Source organism: Allobosea sp. GW822-FHT03F07 (genome assembly GCF_058801345.1).
In genome coordinates this window covers 39,268-56,485 of sequence record NZ_JBXAND010000004.1, presented here as the reverse complement: position 1 = coordinate 56,485, position 17,218 = coordinate 39,268, and the positions used below count along the sequence as shown (strand labels likewise).

Sequence of the window (17,218 nt, the reverse complement as noted above, 5' to 3'; positions counted from 1 at the left end):
GGCGGGATGGGGCGGGGAGAACAGCGTCTTCCGGGCAAATGTGCAAGAGCCTCGACAAAAGAGCCTCAGCACAAAGTCGCGGAAGCGCGCAGCTTGCGTCTGTCATCAATTTGTCATTGAAACGTCGCCCGCCCTTCATGCTAGCTTGCGCACCAACAATAACAGCCGCCCAAGCGACCCGAGGGCGGAAGGGAGACGAAGATGACAGTGAAATCTCGCATTCTGATGTCCGTCGCGGCTTTCGCGATCGCCGGCGCCGCACCTGCCGCGGCCCAGACCGAAATCCAGTGGTGGCACGCGCTGACCGGCGCCAACAACGACGTCGTCGTGAGGCTGGCCGAGGAGTTCAACGCCTCGCAGAAGGACTACAAGGTCGTCCCGGCCTATAAGGGCTCCTATCCTGATACGCTCAACGCCGGCATCGCCGCCTTCCGCGCCGGGCAGGCACCGCATATCCTCCAGGTCTTCGAGGTCGGCACCGGTACGATGATGTCGGCCAAGGGCGCGGTGAAGCCAGTCCACGAGCTGATGAAGGAAGCCGGCGAAGCATTCGACCCCAAGGCTTATCTGCCCGCCATCACCGGCTACTACTCGACGGCCAAGGGCGACATGCTCTCGATGCCGTTCAACTCATCCTCGATGGTGATGTGGTACAACAAGGACGCCTTCAAGAAGGCCGGCCTGAACGCCGACGCGCCGCCGAAGACCTGGCCCGAGGTGTTCGAGGCCGCCAAGAAGCTGAAGGCCGCCGGCTTCGACAAATGCGGCTTCTCGAACGCCTGGGCGACCTGGGCGAACATCGAGCAGTTCGGCGCCTGGCACAACGTGCCGCTCTCGACCAAGGTCAACGGCATGGAGGGCTTCGACGCCGTCCTGACCTTCAACCAGAGCCCGGCCTTCCTGAAGCACTGGACCAATCTCGTCGATCTGCAAAAGCAGGGCGTCTACGATTATTCCGGCCGCACCAACACCGGCGAGGGCCGCTTCACCTCGGGCGAATGCCCGATCTTCCTGACCTCCTCGGCCTTCTTCGGCAATGTCCGCGCCAACGCCAAGTTCGACTGGGCCAACGCGCCGATGCCGTACTACCCGGATGTCCAGGGCGCACCGCAGAATTCGATCATCGGCGGCGCTTCGCTCTGGGTGATGGGCGGCAAGAAGGCGGACGAATACAAGGGCGTCGCCAAGTTCTTCACCTTCCTCTCCAATGTCGACCGGCAGGTGAAGCTGCATACCGAATCCGGCTATCTGCCGATCACCAAGGCGGCCTATGAAAAGGTGAAGGCCTCGGGCTTCTACAAGGACAAGCCCTATCTCGAGACGCCGCTGCTCGAACTCAACAACAAGGAGCCGACCGACAACTCGAAGGGCCTGCGCTATGGCAGCCTGGTCCAGATCCGCGACATCTGGTCGGAAGAGCTGGAAGCGGCTCTGAACGGTCAGAAGTCGCCGAAGGCGGCGCTCGACGCGGCTGCCGAACGCGGCAACCAGATGCTGCGCCAGTTCGAGCGCACGGCGTCGCGCTGAGCTGACCTGATCCACCACGCTGCGTCATCCCGGGCGCAGCGAAGCGAAGACCCGGGATCCATGCCGGAACGGTTCAAGGCATGGATCCCGGATCTCCCTGCGGTCGCCCGGGACGACGACGCGGACTGAAGCGACCCGATGCAGAAGCACGCCTTCTTTCATGGCCTCACGATCCCGCTAATGCTGCTCCTGCCGCAGCTGGCCATCACCATCGTGTTCTTCTATTGGCCGGCAAGCCAGGCGGTGTGGCAGAGCTTCCTGCTGCAGGACGCCTTCGGCACCTCGACGGAATTCGTCTGGTTCGAGAACTACACGACCCTCTTCGCCGATCCCGGCTACTTCAAGGCCTTCGTCAACACGGTCATCTTCTCCAGCTTCGTCTGTGTGCTCTCGCTGTCGCTGGCGCTGCTCTTCGCGGTCATGGCCGACCGCCAGATCCGGGGCGCCGAGGTCTACAAGACGCTGATGATCTGGCCCTATGCGGTGGCGCCCGCTGTCGCCGGCGTGCTCTGGCTGTTCATGTTCGATCCCTCGCTGGGCATGCTGGCGCGCGGGCTGTCCAGCCTCGGCATCGCCTGGAATCCCCGCCTCAACGGCAATGACGCGATGCTGCTCGTCATCCTCGCCGCGACCTGGAAGCAGATCAGCTACAATTTCCTGTTCTTCCTCGCCGGCCTGCAGTCGATCCCAAAGAGCGTGATCGAGGCGGCCGTGATCGACGGCGCGCGGCCGATGCGGCGCTTCTGGACGATCGTCTTCCCGCTGCTCTCGCCGACGACCTTCTTCCTGCTGGTGGTGAACATCGTCTACGTCTTCTTCGACACCTTCGGCATCATCGACACGGTCACCGGCGGCGGCCCTTCGGGCGCGACCGAGACACTGGTCTACAAGGTGTTCTCGGACGGCAAGGGCGGCTCGAACCTCGGCGGCTCGGCGGCGCAGTCGGTCGTGTTGCTGGTGATGGTCATCGCGATGACCGCCGTGCAGTTCCGCTTCATCGAGCGCAAGGTCAGCTACTGATGGTCGAGGACCGCCGCCTGGGCGATTTCATCGCCTATGTCATCCTGTCGATCGGCGTGCTGATCGTCGCCTTCCCGGTCTGGCTGACCTTCGTCGCCTCGACCTGGGATGCCGCGACCATCATCAACGGCAAGCTGCCGCTCTATCCGGGCCCGTATTTCCTGGAGAACTACAACCGCATCCTGTTCATCGGCACCTCGGGCACGACGCGCGAGCCGGTGCTCGGCATGATGCTGAACTCCTTCGTGATGGCGATGGCGATCGCGCTGGGCAAGATCTTCATCTCCGTGCTCTCGGCCTATGCGGTGGTCTATTACCGCTTCCCGTTCCGGATGGCGGCGTTCTGGATCATCTTCGTCACGTTGATGCTGCCCGTAGAGGTCCGCATCTTCCCGACCTTCAAGGTCGTCTCGGATCTGCGGATGCTCGACACCTATCAGGGTCTGGCGGTGCCGCTGATCGCCTCCGCGACGGGCACGCTGCTGTTCCGGCAGTTCTTCATGACGATCCCGGACGAGCTGCTGGAGGCCTCGAAGATCGACGGCGCCGGCCCGTTCAAGTTCTTCAAGGACACGGTCGTCCCGCTCTCGATCACCACCATCGCGGCACTGTTCGTGATCCAGTTCATCTATGGCTGGAACCAGTATCTTTGGCCGCTGCTGGTGACGACCAAGGACTCGATGCAGACCATCGTCATCGCGATCAAGAAGATGATCGTCACCTCCGACGCCCTCACCGAATGGCAGCTCGCCATGGCCACCGCCATGCTGGCGATGCTGCCGCCCGTGCTCGTCGTCATCCTGATGCAGAGGCTCTTCGTGAAGGGCCTGGTCGAAACCGAGAAATAATCCGCCGATGGCCCAGGTCACCCTCACCAACGTCAAGAAAATCTATCCCGGCGGCGTCGAGGCCGTGAAGGGCGTCTCCTTCGACATTCCCGACGGCGGCTTCTGCGTGCTCGTCGGCCCCTCCGGCTGCGGCAAGTCCACGCTGCTGCGCATGGTCGCGGGGCTCGAGACGATCTCGGCCGGCGAGGTCTCGATCGGCCCGCGCGTCGTCAACGAGGTCGGGCCGGCCGATCGCGACATCGCCATGGTGTTCCAGAACTACGCGCTCTATCCGCATATGAGCGTCTACGACAACATGGCCTATGGCCTGCGCAACCGCGGCACGCCCAAGGACGAGATCGAGAAACGCGTCAAGGAAGCGGCGCGCATCCTCGCGATCGAGGGGCTGCTGGAGCGCCGGCCGCGCCAGCTGTCCGGCGGTCAGCGCCAGCGCGTCGCGATGGGACGCGCCATCGTGCGCAAGCCGCAGGTGTTCCTGTTCGACGAGCCGCTGTCCAATCTCGACGCCAAGCTGCGCGTGCAGATGCGCGTCGAGATCAAGAAGCTGCAGCGCGCGCTCGGCGTGACCTCGATCTACGTCACCCACGACCAGGTCGAGGCAATGACGCTCTCCGACAAGCTCGTGGTGATGAATGGCGGCCAGGTCGAGCAGATCGGCGTGCCCTCGGAGGTCTATCGGAAGCCGGCGAGCAAGTTCGTCGCGACCTTCATCGGCTCGCCGCCGATGAACATCCTGCCCGGCGCGATCGACGGCCCAGGCATCGTCGCGCTCGGCGATGCGATCCTCGAAGCGCGCGACCTGCGCGAGGATCTGCCCGCGCAGACGAACGTCGAGGTGGGGCTGAGGCCGGAAGACATCGAGATCGCCTCTGAGGGAGAGGCCGGCTCGCTGGCCTTCGACGTCGAATTCGTCGAGGAGCTCGGCGCGACGCAGCTCTTCCACGGCCAGCTCGCGGGCAAGCCCTTCGTGATGCAGGCCGCGACCGATGTGGTGGCTGCGCAAGCCGGACGCATCTGGATCACGGTCGATCCCGACCGAGTGCATGTCTTCGACGCGAAGACCGGCGCACGGCTGGGGCGGGCGTAGGCGGGCACTGGAACCGCGGGGAGCCCCTCTCCTGTAAGGAGAGGGGCAGGGGTGAGATGTAGGCCCCTCGACCAGTTTGGCGAGCGATATCGCTGTTAGGGCGGGATCATCTGGTCCGACGGCCTACCCCTCACCCTGCCCTCTCCCTACGGGAGAGGGTTCTCCGTCGAAGTTCCCCGCGCCTTATGAAACCGGCGCGTATTTCACCGCGCAGCCATAGGACTTCGTGCTCGCTTCCGAGACCGGCTTGCCGGCCTTCAGCTCGGCCATGGCCTGCCGGACATAGCTCTTGGCGCCGTTGAGGCTGGAGGCGCTGGAGGACGGCTTGTCGTCGATCGCGCCCATATAGGCGAGCGTGCCCTTGGGATCGACGATGTACATATGCGGCGTCGTGGTCGCGCCATAGGCGCGCGCCATCTTGCTGTTGGGATCGAGCAGGATGCCGGCCGGCGCAGCGTCTCGGCTCGTCGTCAGTTCCTTGGCCTTGGCGCCGTCGACATGGCCCTGCTCGCCGACCGGCGAGGAGATGACCGAGAGCCAGACGACGCCCTCCTTCGCCATGTCCTTCTGCAAGGTCTGCATGGTCGCGCTGTTGTAGTGCTTCCGTACATAGGGGCAGTCGTGATTGGTCCATTCCAGGATCACGGTCTTGCCGGCGAATTCGGAGAGCTTGCGGGTCTTGCCGTCGGCGTCGACCGCCTCGAAGGCAGGCGCAGGCGCGCCGATCTTGGCTGTGGCCTGAGCCAGGGCCGATCCGGCGGTGAGGGCGAGGCCTGATAGAGAAAGACCTGCGATGGCGAGGCCGGCGATGAAAGTCTGGCGGGTCAGGTTGGCTTTCACGTCTGTCTCCTGTCTTCGGGGGGCATGGACGAAAATTGGTCAGCGGGCGGCGGTCTTCATCTCCTTGCCGGCGGCACGCCTCGCGGCAGTGACGATCATGTCCGGCGTCAGCAATTGCGGCAGAACCTCAGGCTGAGCGCCCTTGGCGCCGGGATAGAACAGATAGAGAGGCACGCCGGCGCGCCCCTGCTCGGCCAGCGCCATGGCGATCTGGCTGTTGCGATTGGTCCAGTCGGCCTTGAGATAGACGACCTTCAATTCGGCGAAGGCGTCCTTGACCTCCTGACGCGAGAGCGCGACGCGCTCATTGGCGAGGCAGGTGATGCACCAGGCCGCGGTGAAATTGACGAAGACCGGGCGCCCTTCGCCCTGCAATGCCGCGACACGCTCCGGCGTCCAGGCCTGGATGTCGCCGGCCCGGGCCTCCGTGGTCGCTTCCGGAACCGCGCTCTGGACGACGAACCAGCCGGCGCCGAAGGCAACGAGGACAGCGAGCGCCGACGAGACGATCCGGCCCCGCCCCGCCTCCCGCGTCACGCCGACCAGCCAGACGACGAAACCGGCCGCCAGCACGGCGACGAGCGCCGCCAGCACGCCGCCCGGGCCGGCCTGAACCGAGGCGACCCAGATCAGCCAGATCGCGGTCGCGAACATCGGGAAGGCGAAGGCCTGCTTCAGGATCAGCATCCAGCGTCCGGGCTTCGGCAGCAGGCGTAGCAGGCCGGGTGCGAAGGACAGCGCCACCACCGGCGCCGCGAAACCGAGCGCCAGCGCCATGAAGACGGCCAAGCCGAGGGCCGGAGGCCGGGTGACGGCATAGCCCATGGCGGCGCCCATGAAGGGCGCCGTGCAGGGCGTCGCGACGATGACGGCGAGCGCGCCGGTCATGAAGGCGCCGAGGCGTCCGCCCCGGCTCGCAAGGCCATGGCCGATGCCGGCTGCGGATGTGCCGATCTCGAAGGCGCCGAGCAGGTTGAGGCCGATCAGCGTCATCACCACCGCGAGTGCGATGACCAGCGGCGGCGACTGCAGCTGGAAGCCCCAGCCGACACTGGAGCCGAGCGCGCCGAGGATGATGACAAGGCCGGCCAGCGCCATGAAGGTGACGACGACGCCGGCAAGGAAGAGCAGGCCCTGTTCGCGCACCTCCGACCGGCTCGCCTGCGCCAGTTGGGCGAAGCCGAGCGCCTTGATGAAGAGCACCGGCAGCACGCAGGGCATCAGGTTGAGGATCAGCCCACCCGCGAAGGCGAAGAGCAGCGCGGCCCAGAGCGTCAGATCGGTACCCTCCGCCGGCAGCGGTATGCGCATGGCGGTCGGAGCCGTCGCAGCGGCATTCGCCGCGCTCGCGACCAGAGCGGCATCGACCGTGGCGGCGAGACTGAGCGAACGGGCGACGCCGCCCTCCTTGAAGGTCAGGACGCCTTCCAGCTCCTCGCCCATGACCTTGAAGGCGCTCGAACGGGCGAGGCGCAGCATCGTTCCGTTGGCGCCGGCCGACGCGTCCTGCTTCGCGGCATGGTCGATCAGCGTATCGGAGAGCGGGAAGAAGCGCAGTTCGGCTGCCGAGTCGGACAGCCCCGGCAGCGTCAGCGCGAGCCCTTCGCCATCGGCAGCCAGACGGCCCTTGAAAGCGGCTGGCGCGGGCAGGGCGGCGCGGGTTGCCTCGATACGGGAGTGTGCCGCCTCATCGACGACAGCCGTAGCTGCGACCGGCAACTCGAGTGTGAAGGCGCCCTCCTCGGGAATGCAGATCTTCTCGCAGACCAGCCAGGTCGCATTGGCCTTCAGCGTCAGGCGCTCACCTGGCTTGGCATCCCGGGGCACGGTGATCTCGACCGGCAGCAGCAGCGTGCCCTCGAAGCCGAAATTGACCAGCGGCTCGACCGGAATCGCGTGAGGCGCCGGCCACTGGATCTCGCCGGCGGCAACACCCTGCGGCAGCACCCACTCGATGCGAGTCGGCTCGCCGGAATCGCCGGGATTGCGCCAATAGGTATGCCAGCCCGGCGCCATCTTCTGGACGAGGGCGACCTGGAAGCGCTCGCCGGGCGCCACCGCGTCGCGACTCGACAGGAGCGTCGCCGTGACGCGGGGTGTCGAGACGGCAGCCGACTCGGCGGCGACCGCCAGACCCGGTGCCAGCGCTGCCAGCACGAAGGCCAGCGCAGTGTGTCGCCACGAAGATCTGTTGCGGGTCGAAGCCATGCTTTCCGTCGTCATCCTCTCGACACTCGCCGATCAGATGCCCCATCGCGGCCGCCGACGCCAATGACAAGGCAGTGAGGCCATCGACACGATAGCCGCGAATATCGGCCGGAGTCAGGCAGGGTTGGCGACGAGGTCCAGTGCCACGCCCGGATTCGGATGAGTTCCGGCTGAGGACGCTGCCCAGTGGCCGGAGAGCCGCTGTCTATTGCGGGGTCAGGGGCAGAGGCCCTGATCCGGGCGCCGGCGCGGCCGGGCGGGGCCGGGGGTTGGCGGCGGGCCTCGCCGGCTCGCCGGTGATGCCGAGGCGGGCGCGGATCGAGGCGGCTCTGGCCTCCGTCAGGCGTGCGCCGCAGAAGCCGAACTGGCCCTCGCGTTGGAAAGCCCGGCAGATCAGCTCCCGCTCGGCCGAAAAGCCCGCTTGCTCGCGCGCGATCGCGCGCTGGTCGACCGCATCCGCCTTGGCGGTCAGCGTGCGATAGCCTTCGCGGACGGCGCGTTCGGCTGCGCCGCGCGCGGCCTCGATCTCCTTGGCGCGTGCCGGCAGCGTGCGGGCGTCGGGGCCCCACAGGCCTCGCGGATCGATCCGGCAGGCGGCCGCCTCGACGACGCAAGGCTGCGCCGGCTCGACCACGAGGAAGGCGCCGTCGAGCACGTCGAAGACGATCGGGCAGATCGGCGCCTCGAGCCGGTAGCGCGGAACGCCCACGGGACGGCCGAGCGACGTCACCGGCAGCGGCGCCTCGCCGAAGGATACGGCGCAGGGTTCGACCAGATTGCTCGACTGGAAGCCGTCGACGGTGAGCCTCAGCCCGAATCCGGTCGCGGTCTTCTCGAAGACGGCCTCGCCGGGGCCGCCATTATGGCGCAGGACGCGCCCGGTGATCGCATCCTCGCCCGCGACCTTGATCGCCGGCATGGACGGCGTCCGCGGTGCGGCTGGCGCGCTCGATGACGCAGGGGCCGATTGCTGTGTGCCGGGCGCATTGAAGGGCTGCGCGCCCGGCAGCTGCAGCGGCTGCGCCAGCGCGGCCTGCGACGCGCCGGCGAGAACCAGCAGCGCGAGGCGGAGGGCGAGATGCGTCTGTCGGGTCACGAAAGGGCCAGTTTGGAACCGAAACAATCGCTTCTGCATGAAATGCCGCGGCCGCGCGCGCAAGGGCACATCCGCAACACTCGCCGGCAATGCGATGCGCCGGCGCGCCGGCGTCGACCGTGACGTGCGAAACAGACGCGCGCGGGATTCTTAATCGGCTCGCCTGTCTTGCAAGGGCAGGAACACCCTCACTATATACGCCGCCAAGGGGCGGTTTCACGACCGTCAAACGTGGAATGCCGGTTTCGTTCGCCGCATCAGGTGGGGGCGATCCGGTCCATGGGCCGGCAGGTGGCGCCAAGCGTCGCAGGCCGGCGATCTGCTCAATCGAAAGGGATCCCATCCATGGGTAAAGTCATTGGCATCGACCTCGGCACGACCAACTCCTGCGTCGCGGTCATGGAAGGCACGACGCCGAAAGTCATCGAGAACTCGGAAGGCGCGCGCACCACGCCGTCCATCGTCGCCATCACCGACGACGGCGAACGCCTCGTCGGCCAGCCGGCCAAGCGCCAGGCCGTCACCAATCCCGAGCGCACCTTCTTCGCGATCAAGCGCCTGATCGGCCGGACCTTCGACGATCCGATGACGCAGAAGGACGTGCATCTCGTCCCCTACAAGATCAAGAAGGCCTCGACCGGCGACGCCTGGGTCGAAGCCGACGGCAAGGACTATTCGCCCTCGCAGATCTCGGCCTTCACCCTGACCAAGATGAAGGAGACGGCGGAAGCCTATCTCGGCCAGCCCGTCACCCAAGCCGTCATCACGGTCCCCGCCTATTTCAACGATGCCCAGCGCCAGGCGACCAAGGATGCCGGCAAGATCGCCGGCCTCGAAGTACTGCGCATCATCAACGAGCCGACCGCGGCAGCGCTGGCCTATGGCCTCGACAAGAAGCAGGCCGGCACGATCGCGGTCTATGACCTCGGCGGCGGCACCTTCGACGTCTCGATCCTCGAGATCGGCGACGGCGTCTTCGAGGTGAAGTCGACCAATGGCGACACCTTCCTCGGCGGCGAGGACTTCGACATGCGCCTCGTCGAGTACCTCGCGGACGAGTTCAAGCGCGAGCAGGGCATCGACCTGAAGAAGGACAAGCTCGCTCTCCAGCGTCTGAAGGAAGCTGCCGAGAAGGCCAAGATCGAGCTTTCGACGACAGCGCAGACCGAAATCAACCTGCCCTACATCACGGCCGATGCCTCGGGTCCCAAGCATCTCGCGATCAAGCTCTCGCGCGCCAAGTTCGAGAGCCTGGTCGACGACCTGATCCAGCGCACCATCGAGCCCTGCAAGAAGGCGCTCAAGGATGCCGGCCTGTCGGCGGGCCAGATCGACGAGGTGGTCCTGGTCGGCGGCATGACCCGCATGCCGAAGGTCCAGGAAGTCGTGAAGCAGTTCTTCGGCAAGGAGCCGCATAAGGGCGTCAACCCGGACGAGGTTGTCGCCATTGGCGCCGCGATCCAGGCCGGCGTTCTCCAGGGCGACGTCAAGGACGTGCTGCTGCTCGACGTGACCCCGCTTTCTCTCGGCATCGAGACGCTGGGCGGCGTGTTCACCCGCCTGATCGACCGCAACACCACGATCCCGACCAAGAAGAGCCAGGTCTTCTCGACTGCCGAGGACAATCAGCAGGCGGTGACGATCCGGGTCTTCCAGGGCGAGCGCGAGATGGCGGCCGACAACAAGATGCTCGGCCAGTTCGACCTGATGGGCATTCCGCCGTCCCCGCGCGGCATGCCGCAGATCGAGGTGACCTTCGACATCGACGCCAACGGCATCGTCTCGGTGACGGCGAAGGACAAGGCCACCAACAAGGAGCAGCAGATCCGCATCCAGGCTTCGGGCGGGCTCTCTGAGGCCGACATCCAGAAGATGGTCAAGGACGCCGAGGCCAATGCCGCCGAGGACAAGAAGCGCCGCGAGCTGGTCGAGGCCAAGAACCAGGGCGAAAGCCTGGTCCACTCGACCGAGAAGTCGCTGAAGGACTATGGCGAGAAGGTCTCGGCCGCGGACAAGACGGCGATCGAGACCGCGCTCGACGCGCTCAAGGCCGCGCTGGCCGAGGACAACGCCGAAACCATCGCCTCGCGCACCACGGATCTGATGCAGGCCTCGATGAAGCTCGGCGAGGCGATGTATGCCGCCAGCCAGGCCGAAGGAGCCGCCGATGAAGGTGAGCCGGCCGCCGACGCCAAGAAGGACGACGTCATCGACGCCGACTTCAAGGACGTCAGCGACGACAAGGGCGACAAGAAGAAAAGCGCCTGATCGCGCTTTTCCCACACGACGACATCATGGCCGGGCTTGACCCGGCCATTCCATTCCGGGATTGCGTCGTGAAGACAACATTCTCGTTCCTGCGCGCCTCATGGCCGGGCTTGGCCCCGCCATGAGGCCGAAGGGAACGAAGGGGCCGCTGTTTGATGTCCAAGCGCGACTATTACGAAATCCTCGGCGTCTCCAGGACGGCCAACGATGCGGAGCTGAAAAGCGCCTTCCGCAAGCTCGCCATGGGCTGCCACCCCGACCGTCATCCCGGCGATACTGCGGCGGAGGCCAAGTTCAAGGAGCTGAACGAGGCCTATCAGGTGCTCTCGGACGGCCAGAAGCGTGGTGCCTATGACCGTTATGGCCATCAGGCCTTCGAGAATGGCAGCGGGGGTGGCGGCAACCCCGATTTCTCCGACTTCATGTCGGACATCTTCGATTCCTTCTTCGGCGATGCGCGCCGCGGCGGGCCGCGCAGCGCCAACGGCCGCGAGCGCGGCGCCGACCTGCGCTACAACCTCGAAATCGGGCTGGAGGACGCCTTCGCCGGCAAGAACGCCTCGATCCGCGTGCCGACCTCCATCGCCTGCGAAGTCTGCTCCGGCACGGGCGCCAAGCCTGGCTCGAAGTCGCGGCAATGCCCGACCTGCGGCGGCCACGGCAAGGTGCGCGCCAATCAGGGCTTCTTCTCGGTGGAGCGGACCTGCCCGACATGCTCGGGCCGCGGCGAGATCATCGACGACCCCTGCAAGAACTGCCAGGGCGCCGGCCGCGTCACGCGCGAGCGCACGCTCTCGGTCAACATCCCGGCCGGCGTCGAAGACGGCACGCGCATCCGGCTCGCCGGCGAGGGCGAGGCCGGCCTGCGCGGCGGCCCTGCGGGCGATCTCTACATCTTCCTCTCGATCAGGCCGCACGCGATCTTCCAGCGCGACGGCGCCGACCTGTTCTGCCGCGTGCCGCTCGGCCTGACCTCGGCCGCTCTCGGCGGCGAGATCGAGGTGCCGACGCTGACCGGCGAGCAGGCGCGGGTGAAGATCCCCGAAGGCACGCAGACGGGCAAGCAGTTCCGGCTAAAGGGGAAGGGCATGAGCGTCCTGCGTTCGCGCGAAGTCGGCGATCTCTACATCCAGGTCGTGGTCGAGACGCCGCAGAAGCTGACGCCACGCCAGCGCGAACTGCTGCAGGAGTTCGAGCGCGAGAGCTCCGGCGCGACCCATCCGGAAGCGGCGGGCTTCTTCGGACGGGTCAAGGACTTCCTCGGAGGCATCGGCGGCTCGGCCTGAGCACAAAAAAACGAGCCGCCTTACGGCGACCCGTTCTTGGTCAGGCTCTGATCGGGATCAGGCCTTGTCGACCACCTTCTTGATGGCGTCCTTGCCCTTGCCGAGCGCCTGCTGGGCTTCGCCCTTGCGCTCCTGAGCGAAGCCCTCGGCCTCGAGCTCGGGCTTGTTCAGCGCCTTGCCGGCGGCCTGCTTGACGTTGCCGGCGGCCTCGTTGGCCATACCCTTGACCTTGTCCATGGTGCTACCCATCGTCTTGATCCTTCTGGTGAATTTCGTACCGCCTTGCGGCTTGTGACGAGGAAACCAGCAGGCCCGTGGAAGGTTCCAAAAGAAATTCAGGCCTCGGCCATCGCACGCAGGGCCTGAGCCGTCTCCATATCGGCCGGGAAGAAGGTCTCCAGCGCGAGCTCCGACAAGGTGATGTCGACGGGCGTGCCGAAGACCGTCGTCGTTGAGATGAAGGACAGCGTGGCATCACCGACCCGCAGCCTCAGCGGAACCACGATCGCAGGCTCCTCTGCAGGCGCGGGCCCATGTCCCTTCCGGCTCGATGTGCCGGGAACGGGATAGGTCAGAAGCTCGGCCAGCAGATCCGCCAGCACGGAGTCGGCCGTCGCCCTGATCTGCTGGCGAAGGCGCGCGACGAGATGCGAACGCCATTCCCCCAGATTGACAATGGCGGGCGCGAGTCCTTCGGGATGCAGCGAAAGCCTTAGCACGTTCACGGGCGGGCGCAGCAGATCGGGATCGGCGACGAGGGCGAGCAAAGGTGTGACCGCCGCATTGGCCGCCAGCAATGTCCAATGGCGGTCGACCGCGAGCGCCGGATAGGGCTCGTGCCCTTTCAGGACAAGATCGATCGCCGATTTGGCGGCTTGGAGACCCGGATCCTCCAGCGCGCGCTCCAGATAGACCGGCGCGTAGCCGGCAGCGAGGAGCAACGCGTTGCGCTCGCGCAGAGGCACGCCGAGATGCTCGGCCAACAGCAGGACCATGTCGCGACTCGGCTGCGAACGGCCACTCTCGACGAAGGAGAGATGTTTCTGGGAAATCTCCGCCTCGAGCGCCAGGTCGAGCTGACTGAGCCGGCGCAGTTGCCGCCAGTCGCGGATGAGATGGCCGATGGCGGGGTGGTGATGCCTGTTCATGCGGATGAACTTAGCGGGCGGCCCCGCTCCAATTACCTCCCGCTTAATCGACTACCCGGCACGATCCCGTCAGCATGGCCTCCATCGACGGCAGAGGCGCCTCCCGGCGGCCTCCCAACCTAGGAGACGACCATGCTCATGATCCAGTCCTCGCGCTTCCTGCGGAATGCGCTTGCCCTCGATGCCGCCGCCTGCGCCGGCACGGGGCTGCTGCTTGCGATCGCTGCCGCGCCGCTTTCCGGATGGTTCGGCTTGCCCGAGAGTTTTCTGCGCGGCGCGGGGCTCGTGCTCCTGCCTTGCGCGGCCATCCTCGCCTGGTTCGCCAGCCGCGAAGCGCTGCCGCGCCTCGCCGTCTTCACCGTGATCGGCGTCAACCTGATCTGGATCGCCGACAGCGTCGCCATCCTGCTGACGGGATGGTTCGCACCGACGGGATTCGGCATCGCCTTCGTGCTGGCGCAGGCCGCGGCAGTCGCCGCCGTCACCGAGCTCGAGGTGATCGGGCTGAAGCGGTCCGCCACGATCGGCCTGCCGCAGGCACGGAACCGGCACCGGATTCTCTGACGCTTCGTCATGCAACCGTCATCTGGTAGCCATAGCCGGAAGCACATTCCATCTCCGTGCTTCCGGCAAAAGGCCTCTCCCGATGCGCCAGCCCCTTGTCCTCGCCGCCTTCACCTGCCTGCTGTTGAGCGGTACCGCCATGGCGGAGCCGATGTTCAACCGCATCGCGACCTTCTCGGTCCCGCTCAATCTGCCGGCCGACCGGGATGCCTCGAAGAAGACCGTCGCCGAGATCATCGCCGCCAATGAAGACGGCACGCTGCTCGCCTATACCGATGCCGAGCAGAAGGCGCTCGGCCTCGTCGACATCACGGCGCCGGAGATACCGAAGGCCGCCGGCTTCGTGCCGCTGGGCGGTGAATCCACCTCGGTCACCATCCTCGGCGACAAGGCCTTCGTGGCGGTCGTCACCTCCGGCGAGAACCTCAAGGAGCCTACGGGCCATCTCGCCACCGTCGATCTCAAGAGCAAGGCGGTGGTGGCGACCTGCGATCTCGGCGGCCAGCCGGATTCGGTGACGCTCAGCAAGGACAAGAGCAAGATCGTCATCGCGATCGAGAACGAGCGCGACGAGAAGCTGAACAAGGGCGCGCTGCCGCAGCTGCCCGCCGGCAACGTCACGCTGATCGGTATCAAGGACGGCGCCATCGACTGCGCCTCGCGCCAGATCGTCGACGTCACCGGCATCGCCGGCGTCGAGCCGACCGATCCCGAGCCGGAATTCGTCGACGTCAACCAGGACGGCCTCGCCGTGGTGACGCTGCAGGAGAACAACCACATCGTCGTCATCGACACGAATACCGGCAAGATCGTCACGCATTTCAGTGCCGGCGCGGTCGATCTTACGACCATCGACAAGACCCGCGACGGCCAGATCAAGGCCACCGAGGAGTTGAAGGGCGTGGCGCGCGAGCCCGACGCCGTGCGCTGGCTCGACAATGACCGCTTCGTCACCGCCAATGAGGGCGACTGGAAGGGCGGCTCGCGCGGTTTCACCATCTTCCGCAAGGATGGGACGATCGAATTCGATTCAGGCTCGCAGGTCGACCACATCGCGATGCGCCACGGCCATTACCCCGAGCGCCGTTCCGCCGCCAAGGGCAGCGAGCCGGAGGGCATCGAGGTCGGAACTTACGGAAGCGACCGGCTGATCTTCGTCGGGCTGGAGCGCGCCTCGCTCGTGCTGGTCTACAAGGACGAGGGCCCGGGCCGCGCGCCGCGCTATCTCCAGGCCCTGCCGGGCGGCATCGGGCCGGAAGGCCTGCTGGCGATCCCGCAGCGCAATCTCTTCGTCTCGGCATCCGAAACCGATGTCGGCGAGAAGGGCGGCGCGCGCTCGGCCGTGACGATCTACCGGCGTAGCGAGGCCCCGGCCACCTATCCGACCATCGTCTCGGGCGATATCGATGGCGCGCCGATCGGCTGGGGCGCGCTATCGGGGCTCGCCGCGCATCCCGCGACGCCGGGCCGGCTCTTCGCGGTCGCGGACAATGCCTATCAGCCCTCGCGCATCCTCGAGATCGACGCGACGCAGGCACCCGCGAGGATCACCGGCGCGATCACCGTGACGAAGGATGGCAAGCCTGCCGCCTACGACCTCGAAGGCATCGCGACGCGGCCGGCTGGCGGCTTCTGGCTCGCTTCGGAAGGCAATCCGGAAAACAGGGAGAAGCCCACGCGCAATATCCTGCTGCGCGTGACGGCGGCCGGCGCGGTCGAGGAGGAGATCCATCTTCCCGAGGCGCTCGAGGCGCAAGCGACCCGCTTCGGCTTCGAAGGCGTCACCGTCACTGGCGAAGGCGCTGACGAGACGGCCTGGCTCGCGGTGCAGCGCGAGTGGAAGGACGATCCGAAAGGCAAGGCCAAGATCCTGAGCTACAAGCCGGCGGCCAAGACCTGGGGCGTGCTGCACTATCCGCTGAGCACGCCGGCGAGCGGGGCCTGGATGGGCCTGTCGGAGCTGGTTGCGCTCGGCAATGACCGCTTCGCCGTGATCGAGCGCGACAACCTCTTCGGAGCCAAGGCTGCCAAGACGCTGGCGACCTTCTCGGTCAAGGGACTGGTGCCGGCTGCAATCGGTGCGGCGACGGTCCCGATGGTGGAGAAGACAGTCCTGCGCGACCTGACGCCGAATCTGATGAAGACCGGCGGCTACGGCATCGAGAAGGTCGAAGGGATGACGGTCGACAAGGCCGGCAACCTCTTCGTCGTCACCGATAATGACGGCGTCGACGACAACTCCGGCGAGACGCAGTTCCTGGCGCTCGGCAGGATCGCGAACTGAGCGGCGACGAACAAAAAGCCCCGGATGCCGAGGCATCCGGGGCAGTCGCCTGACCACGACGAGGCCAGGTGGGGAGGAAGGTTACCAGCCGGCGAGGACGCTCCCCTTGAAGCGCTCGGCGACGAACGCCTTGATCTCCGGCGTGTGGTAGGTCTCGACCAGCGTCTTGACCCAGGGCTTGTCCTTGTCCGCCGTCCGCACGGCGATCAGGTTGACGTAAGGCCCCTTCGGGTCCTCGCGCAGGATCGCCGAGGTCGGCTCGATCTTGGCGTCAACTGCGTAGTTGGTGTTGATCGCGGCGGCCGCGACATCGGCCAGGGTGCGCGGGGTCTGGGCCGCCTCGACCTCGATGATCTTCAGCTTCTTCGGGTTCGCGACGATGTCGGCCGGGCTCGGCTTGAAGCCGACGCCGTCCTTCAGCTTGATCACGCCCTTGTCCTGCAGCAGCAGCAGCGAGCGGCCGCCATTGGTCGGGTCGTTCTGGATGGCGATGGTGGCCCCGTCCGGCACCTCTGCCCAGCTCTTGTACTTGGACGAATAGATGCCGAGCGGGAAGTTCACCGTCAGGCCGACGCTGACGATCTTGAAGCCGCGATCCTTCACCTGATTGTCGAGATAGGGCTGGTTCTGGAAGGAATTAGCCTCCAGCTCGCCGGCATCGAGCGCCTGGTTCGGCACGACATAGTCGGAGAACTCGATGATCTTGAGATCGATGCCCTTGGCGGCGAGAAGCGGCTTCACCTTCTCGAGGATCTCGGCATGCGGGCCGGGCGAGACGCCGACGCGGAGGACCTGCGGCGTCTGGGCGAGGACGGGAACGGCGAGGCTGAGCGCGAGGGCGGCAGACGCGGCGAGCGCGGCGCGGCGGGTGATGGTGGGCATGGTAGGCTCCTGTGGGTCGGGTCGGATTGATCTCAGCCCTCATCCTGAGGAGCCGCGGCACGCGGCGTCTCGAAGGATGCTCCAGTGAATCTCCGGAGCCTCCTGGACCATCCTTCGAGATGCGCGCCCTAGCAGCGCTCCTCAGGATGAGGGCTGAGTA

14 protein-coding genes are annotated in these 17,218 nt (G+C 66.3%); 8 read left to right on the top strand and 6 right to left on the bottom strand.

Features of this window, described 5'->3' with window-relative positions:
- The first annotated feature begins 201 nt into the window (after positions 1-201).
- From ugpB to AC1RMY_RS14080, 4 genes are all read left to right on the top strand, one after another.
- Positions 202-1,527: a sn-glycerol-3-phosphate ABC transporter substrate-binding protein UgpB gene (gene ugpB, locus AC1RMY_RS14095; protein WP_492865420.1), complete on the top strand. Its 1,326-nt coding sequence runs from the start codon at positions 202-204 to the stop codon at positions 1,525-1,527.
- 138 nt (positions 1,528-1,665) lie between these two features.
- Positions 1,666-2,547, top strand: a complete 882-nt coding sequence (gene ugpA, locus AC1RMY_RS14090; protein WP_492865418.1) for a sn-glycerol-3-phosphate ABC transporter permease UgpA — start codon at positions 1,666-1,668, stop codon at positions 2,545-2,547.
- Positions 2,547-3,395 (top strand): sn-glycerol-3-phosphate ABC transporter permease UgpE, encoded by an 849-nt coding sequence (ugpE, locus tag AC1RMY_RS14085; RefSeq protein ID WP_492865417.1) that lies wholly within the window; start codon positions 2,547-2,549, stop codon positions 3,393-3,395. The genes ugpA and ugpE overlap by 1 nt, the downstream gene beginning before the upstream one ends.
- A gap of 7 nt (positions 3,396-3,402) precedes the next feature.
- On the top strand, positions 3,403-4,482 hold the full coding sequence (locus AC1RMY_RS14080) for a sn-glycerol-3-phosphate import ATP-binding protein UgpC (RefSeq protein WP_492865415.1): 1,080 nt from the start codon (positions 3,403-3,405) through the stop codon (positions 4,480-4,482).
- A 183-nt stretch (positions 4,483-4,665) separates the two neighbouring features.
- Here AC1RMY_RS14080 and AC1RMY_RS14075 read toward each other — a convergent pair whose 3' ends face one another.
- The 3 genes from AC1RMY_RS14075 to AC1RMY_RS14065 all read right to left on the bottom strand — a co-directional run bounded on the left by AC1RMY_RS14075 (position 4,666) and on the right by AC1RMY_RS14065 (position 8,626).
- Positions 4,666-5,322, bottom strand: a complete 657-nt coding sequence (locus AC1RMY_RS14075; protein WP_492865413.1) for a thioredoxin family protein — start codon at positions 5,320-5,322, stop codon at positions 4,666-4,668.
- A 39-nt stretch (positions 5,323-5,361) separates the two neighbouring features.
- Entirely contained in the window at positions 5,362-7,530 is a 2,169-nt protein-coding gene (locus AC1RMY_RS14070) for a protein-disulfide reductase DsbD family protein (RefSeq protein ID WP_492865411.1), read from the bottom strand.
- Between the two features lie 205 nt (positions 7,531-7,735).
- Entirely contained in the window at positions 7,736-8,626 is an 891-nt protein-coding gene (locus AC1RMY_RS14065) for a hypothetical protein (protein WP_492865409.1), read from the bottom strand.
- Between the two features lie 345 nt (positions 8,627-8,971).
- Here AC1RMY_RS14065 and dnaK point away from each other — a divergent pair, with 345 nt between their 5' ends.
- Entirely contained in the window at positions 8,972-10,894 is a 1,923-nt protein-coding gene (gene dnaK, locus AC1RMY_RS14060) for a molecular chaperone DnaK (RefSeq protein WP_492865407.1), read from the top strand.
- Between the two features lie 155 nt (positions 10,895-11,049).
- Positions 11,050-12,180 carry a molecular chaperone DnaJ gene (dnaJ, locus tag AC1RMY_RS14055; RefSeq protein WP_492865405.1) on the top strand — a complete coding sequence of 377 codons (1,131 nt, stop codon included), beginning with the start codon at positions 11,050-11,052 and terminating at the stop codon, positions 12,178-12,180.
- Between the two features lie 57 nt (positions 12,181-12,237).
- Here the strand turns inward: dnaJ and AC1RMY_RS14050 are convergent, their stop codons facing one another.
- Positions 12,238-12,429 (bottom strand): CsbD family protein, encoded by a 192-nt coding sequence (locus tag AC1RMY_RS14050; RefSeq protein WP_492865403.1) that lies wholly within the window; start codon positions 12,427-12,429, stop codon positions 12,238-12,240.
- Between the two features lie 86 nt (positions 12,430-12,515).
- Positions 12,516-13,328, bottom strand: a complete 813-nt coding sequence (locus tag AC1RMY_RS14045) for a helix-turn-helix domain-containing protein (protein WP_492865401.1) — start codon at positions 13,326-13,328, stop codon at positions 12,516-12,518.
- A 132-nt stretch (positions 13,329-13,460) separates the two neighbouring features.
- Here AC1RMY_RS14045 and AC1RMY_RS14040 point away from each other — a divergent pair, with 132 nt between their 5' ends.
- Positions 13,461-13,892, top strand: coding sequence for a hypothetical protein (locus AC1RMY_RS14040; RefSeq protein WP_492865400.1), 432 nt, complete (start codon positions 13,461-13,463; stop codon positions 13,890-13,892).
- An 82-nt stretch (positions 13,893-13,974) separates the two neighbouring features.
- Positions 13,975-16,176 carry an esterase-like activity of phytase family protein gene (locus AC1RMY_RS14035; protein ID WP_492865399.1) on the top strand — a complete coding sequence of 734 codons (2,202 nt, stop codon included), beginning with the start codon at positions 13,975-13,977 and terminating at the stop codon, positions 16,174-16,176.
- An 81-nt stretch (positions 16,177-16,257) separates the two neighbouring features.
- Here the strand turns inward: AC1RMY_RS14035 and AC1RMY_RS14030 are convergent, their stop codons facing one another.
- Positions 16,258-17,058 (bottom strand): MetQ/NlpA family ABC transporter substrate-binding protein, encoded by an 801-nt coding sequence (locus tag AC1RMY_RS14030; RefSeq protein WP_492865397.1) that lies wholly within the window; start codon positions 17,056-17,058, stop codon positions 16,258-16,260.
- Positions 17,059-17,218 lie beyond the last annotated feature (160 nt).

What these genes read in the sequence shown, in the direction of transcription:
- ugpB (WP_492865420.1), top strand. Translation starts at nt 202, where the DNA reads ATGACAGTGAAATCTCGCATTCTGATGTCCGTCGCGGCTTTCGCGATC.
- ugpA (WP_492865418.1), top strand. Translation starts at nt 1,666, where the DNA reads ATGCAGAAGCACGCCTTCTTTCATGGCCTCACGATCCCGCTAATGCTG.
- ugpE (WP_492865417.1), top strand. Translation starts at nt 2,547, where the DNA reads ATGGTCGAGGACCGCCGCCTGGGCGATTTCATCGCCTATGTCATCCTG.
- AC1RMY_RS14080 (WP_492865415.1), top strand. Translation starts at nt 3,403, where the DNA reads ATGGCCCAGGTCACCCTCACCAACGTCAAGAAAATCTATCCCGGCGGC.
- AC1RMY_RS14070 (WP_492865411.1), bottom strand. Translation starts at nt 7,530, where the DNA reads ATGGCTTCGACCCGCAACAGATCTTCGTGGCGACACACTGCGCTGGCC.
- dnaK (WP_492865407.1), top strand. Translation starts at nt 8,972, where the DNA reads ATGGGTAAAGTCATTGGCATCGACCTCGGCACGACCAACTCCTGCGTC.
- dnaJ (WP_492865405.1), top strand. Translation starts at nt 11,050, where the DNA reads ATGTCCAAGCGCGACTATTACGAAATCCTCGGCGTCTCCAGGACGGCC.
- AC1RMY_RS14050 (WP_492865403.1), bottom strand. Translation starts at nt 12,429, where the DNA reads ATGGGTAGCACCATGGACAAGGTCAAGGGTATGGCCAACGAGGCCGCC.
- AC1RMY_RS14045 (WP_492865401.1), bottom strand. Translation starts at nt 13,328, where the DNA reads ATGAACAGGCATCACCACCCCGCCATCGGCCATCTCATCCGCGACTGG.
- AC1RMY_RS14040 (WP_492865400.1), top strand. Translation starts at nt 13,461, where the DNA reads ATGCTCATGATCCAGTCCTCGCGCTTCCTGCGGAATGCGCTTGCCCTC.
- AC1RMY_RS14035 (WP_492865399.1), top strand. Translation starts at nt 13,975, where the DNA reads ATGCGCCAGCCCCTTGTCCTCGCCGCCTTCACCTGCCTGCTGTTGAGC.
- AC1RMY_RS14030 (WP_492865397.1), bottom strand. Translation starts at nt 17,058, where the DNA reads ATGCCCACCATCACCCGCCGCGCCGCGCTCGCCGCGTCTGCCGCCCTC.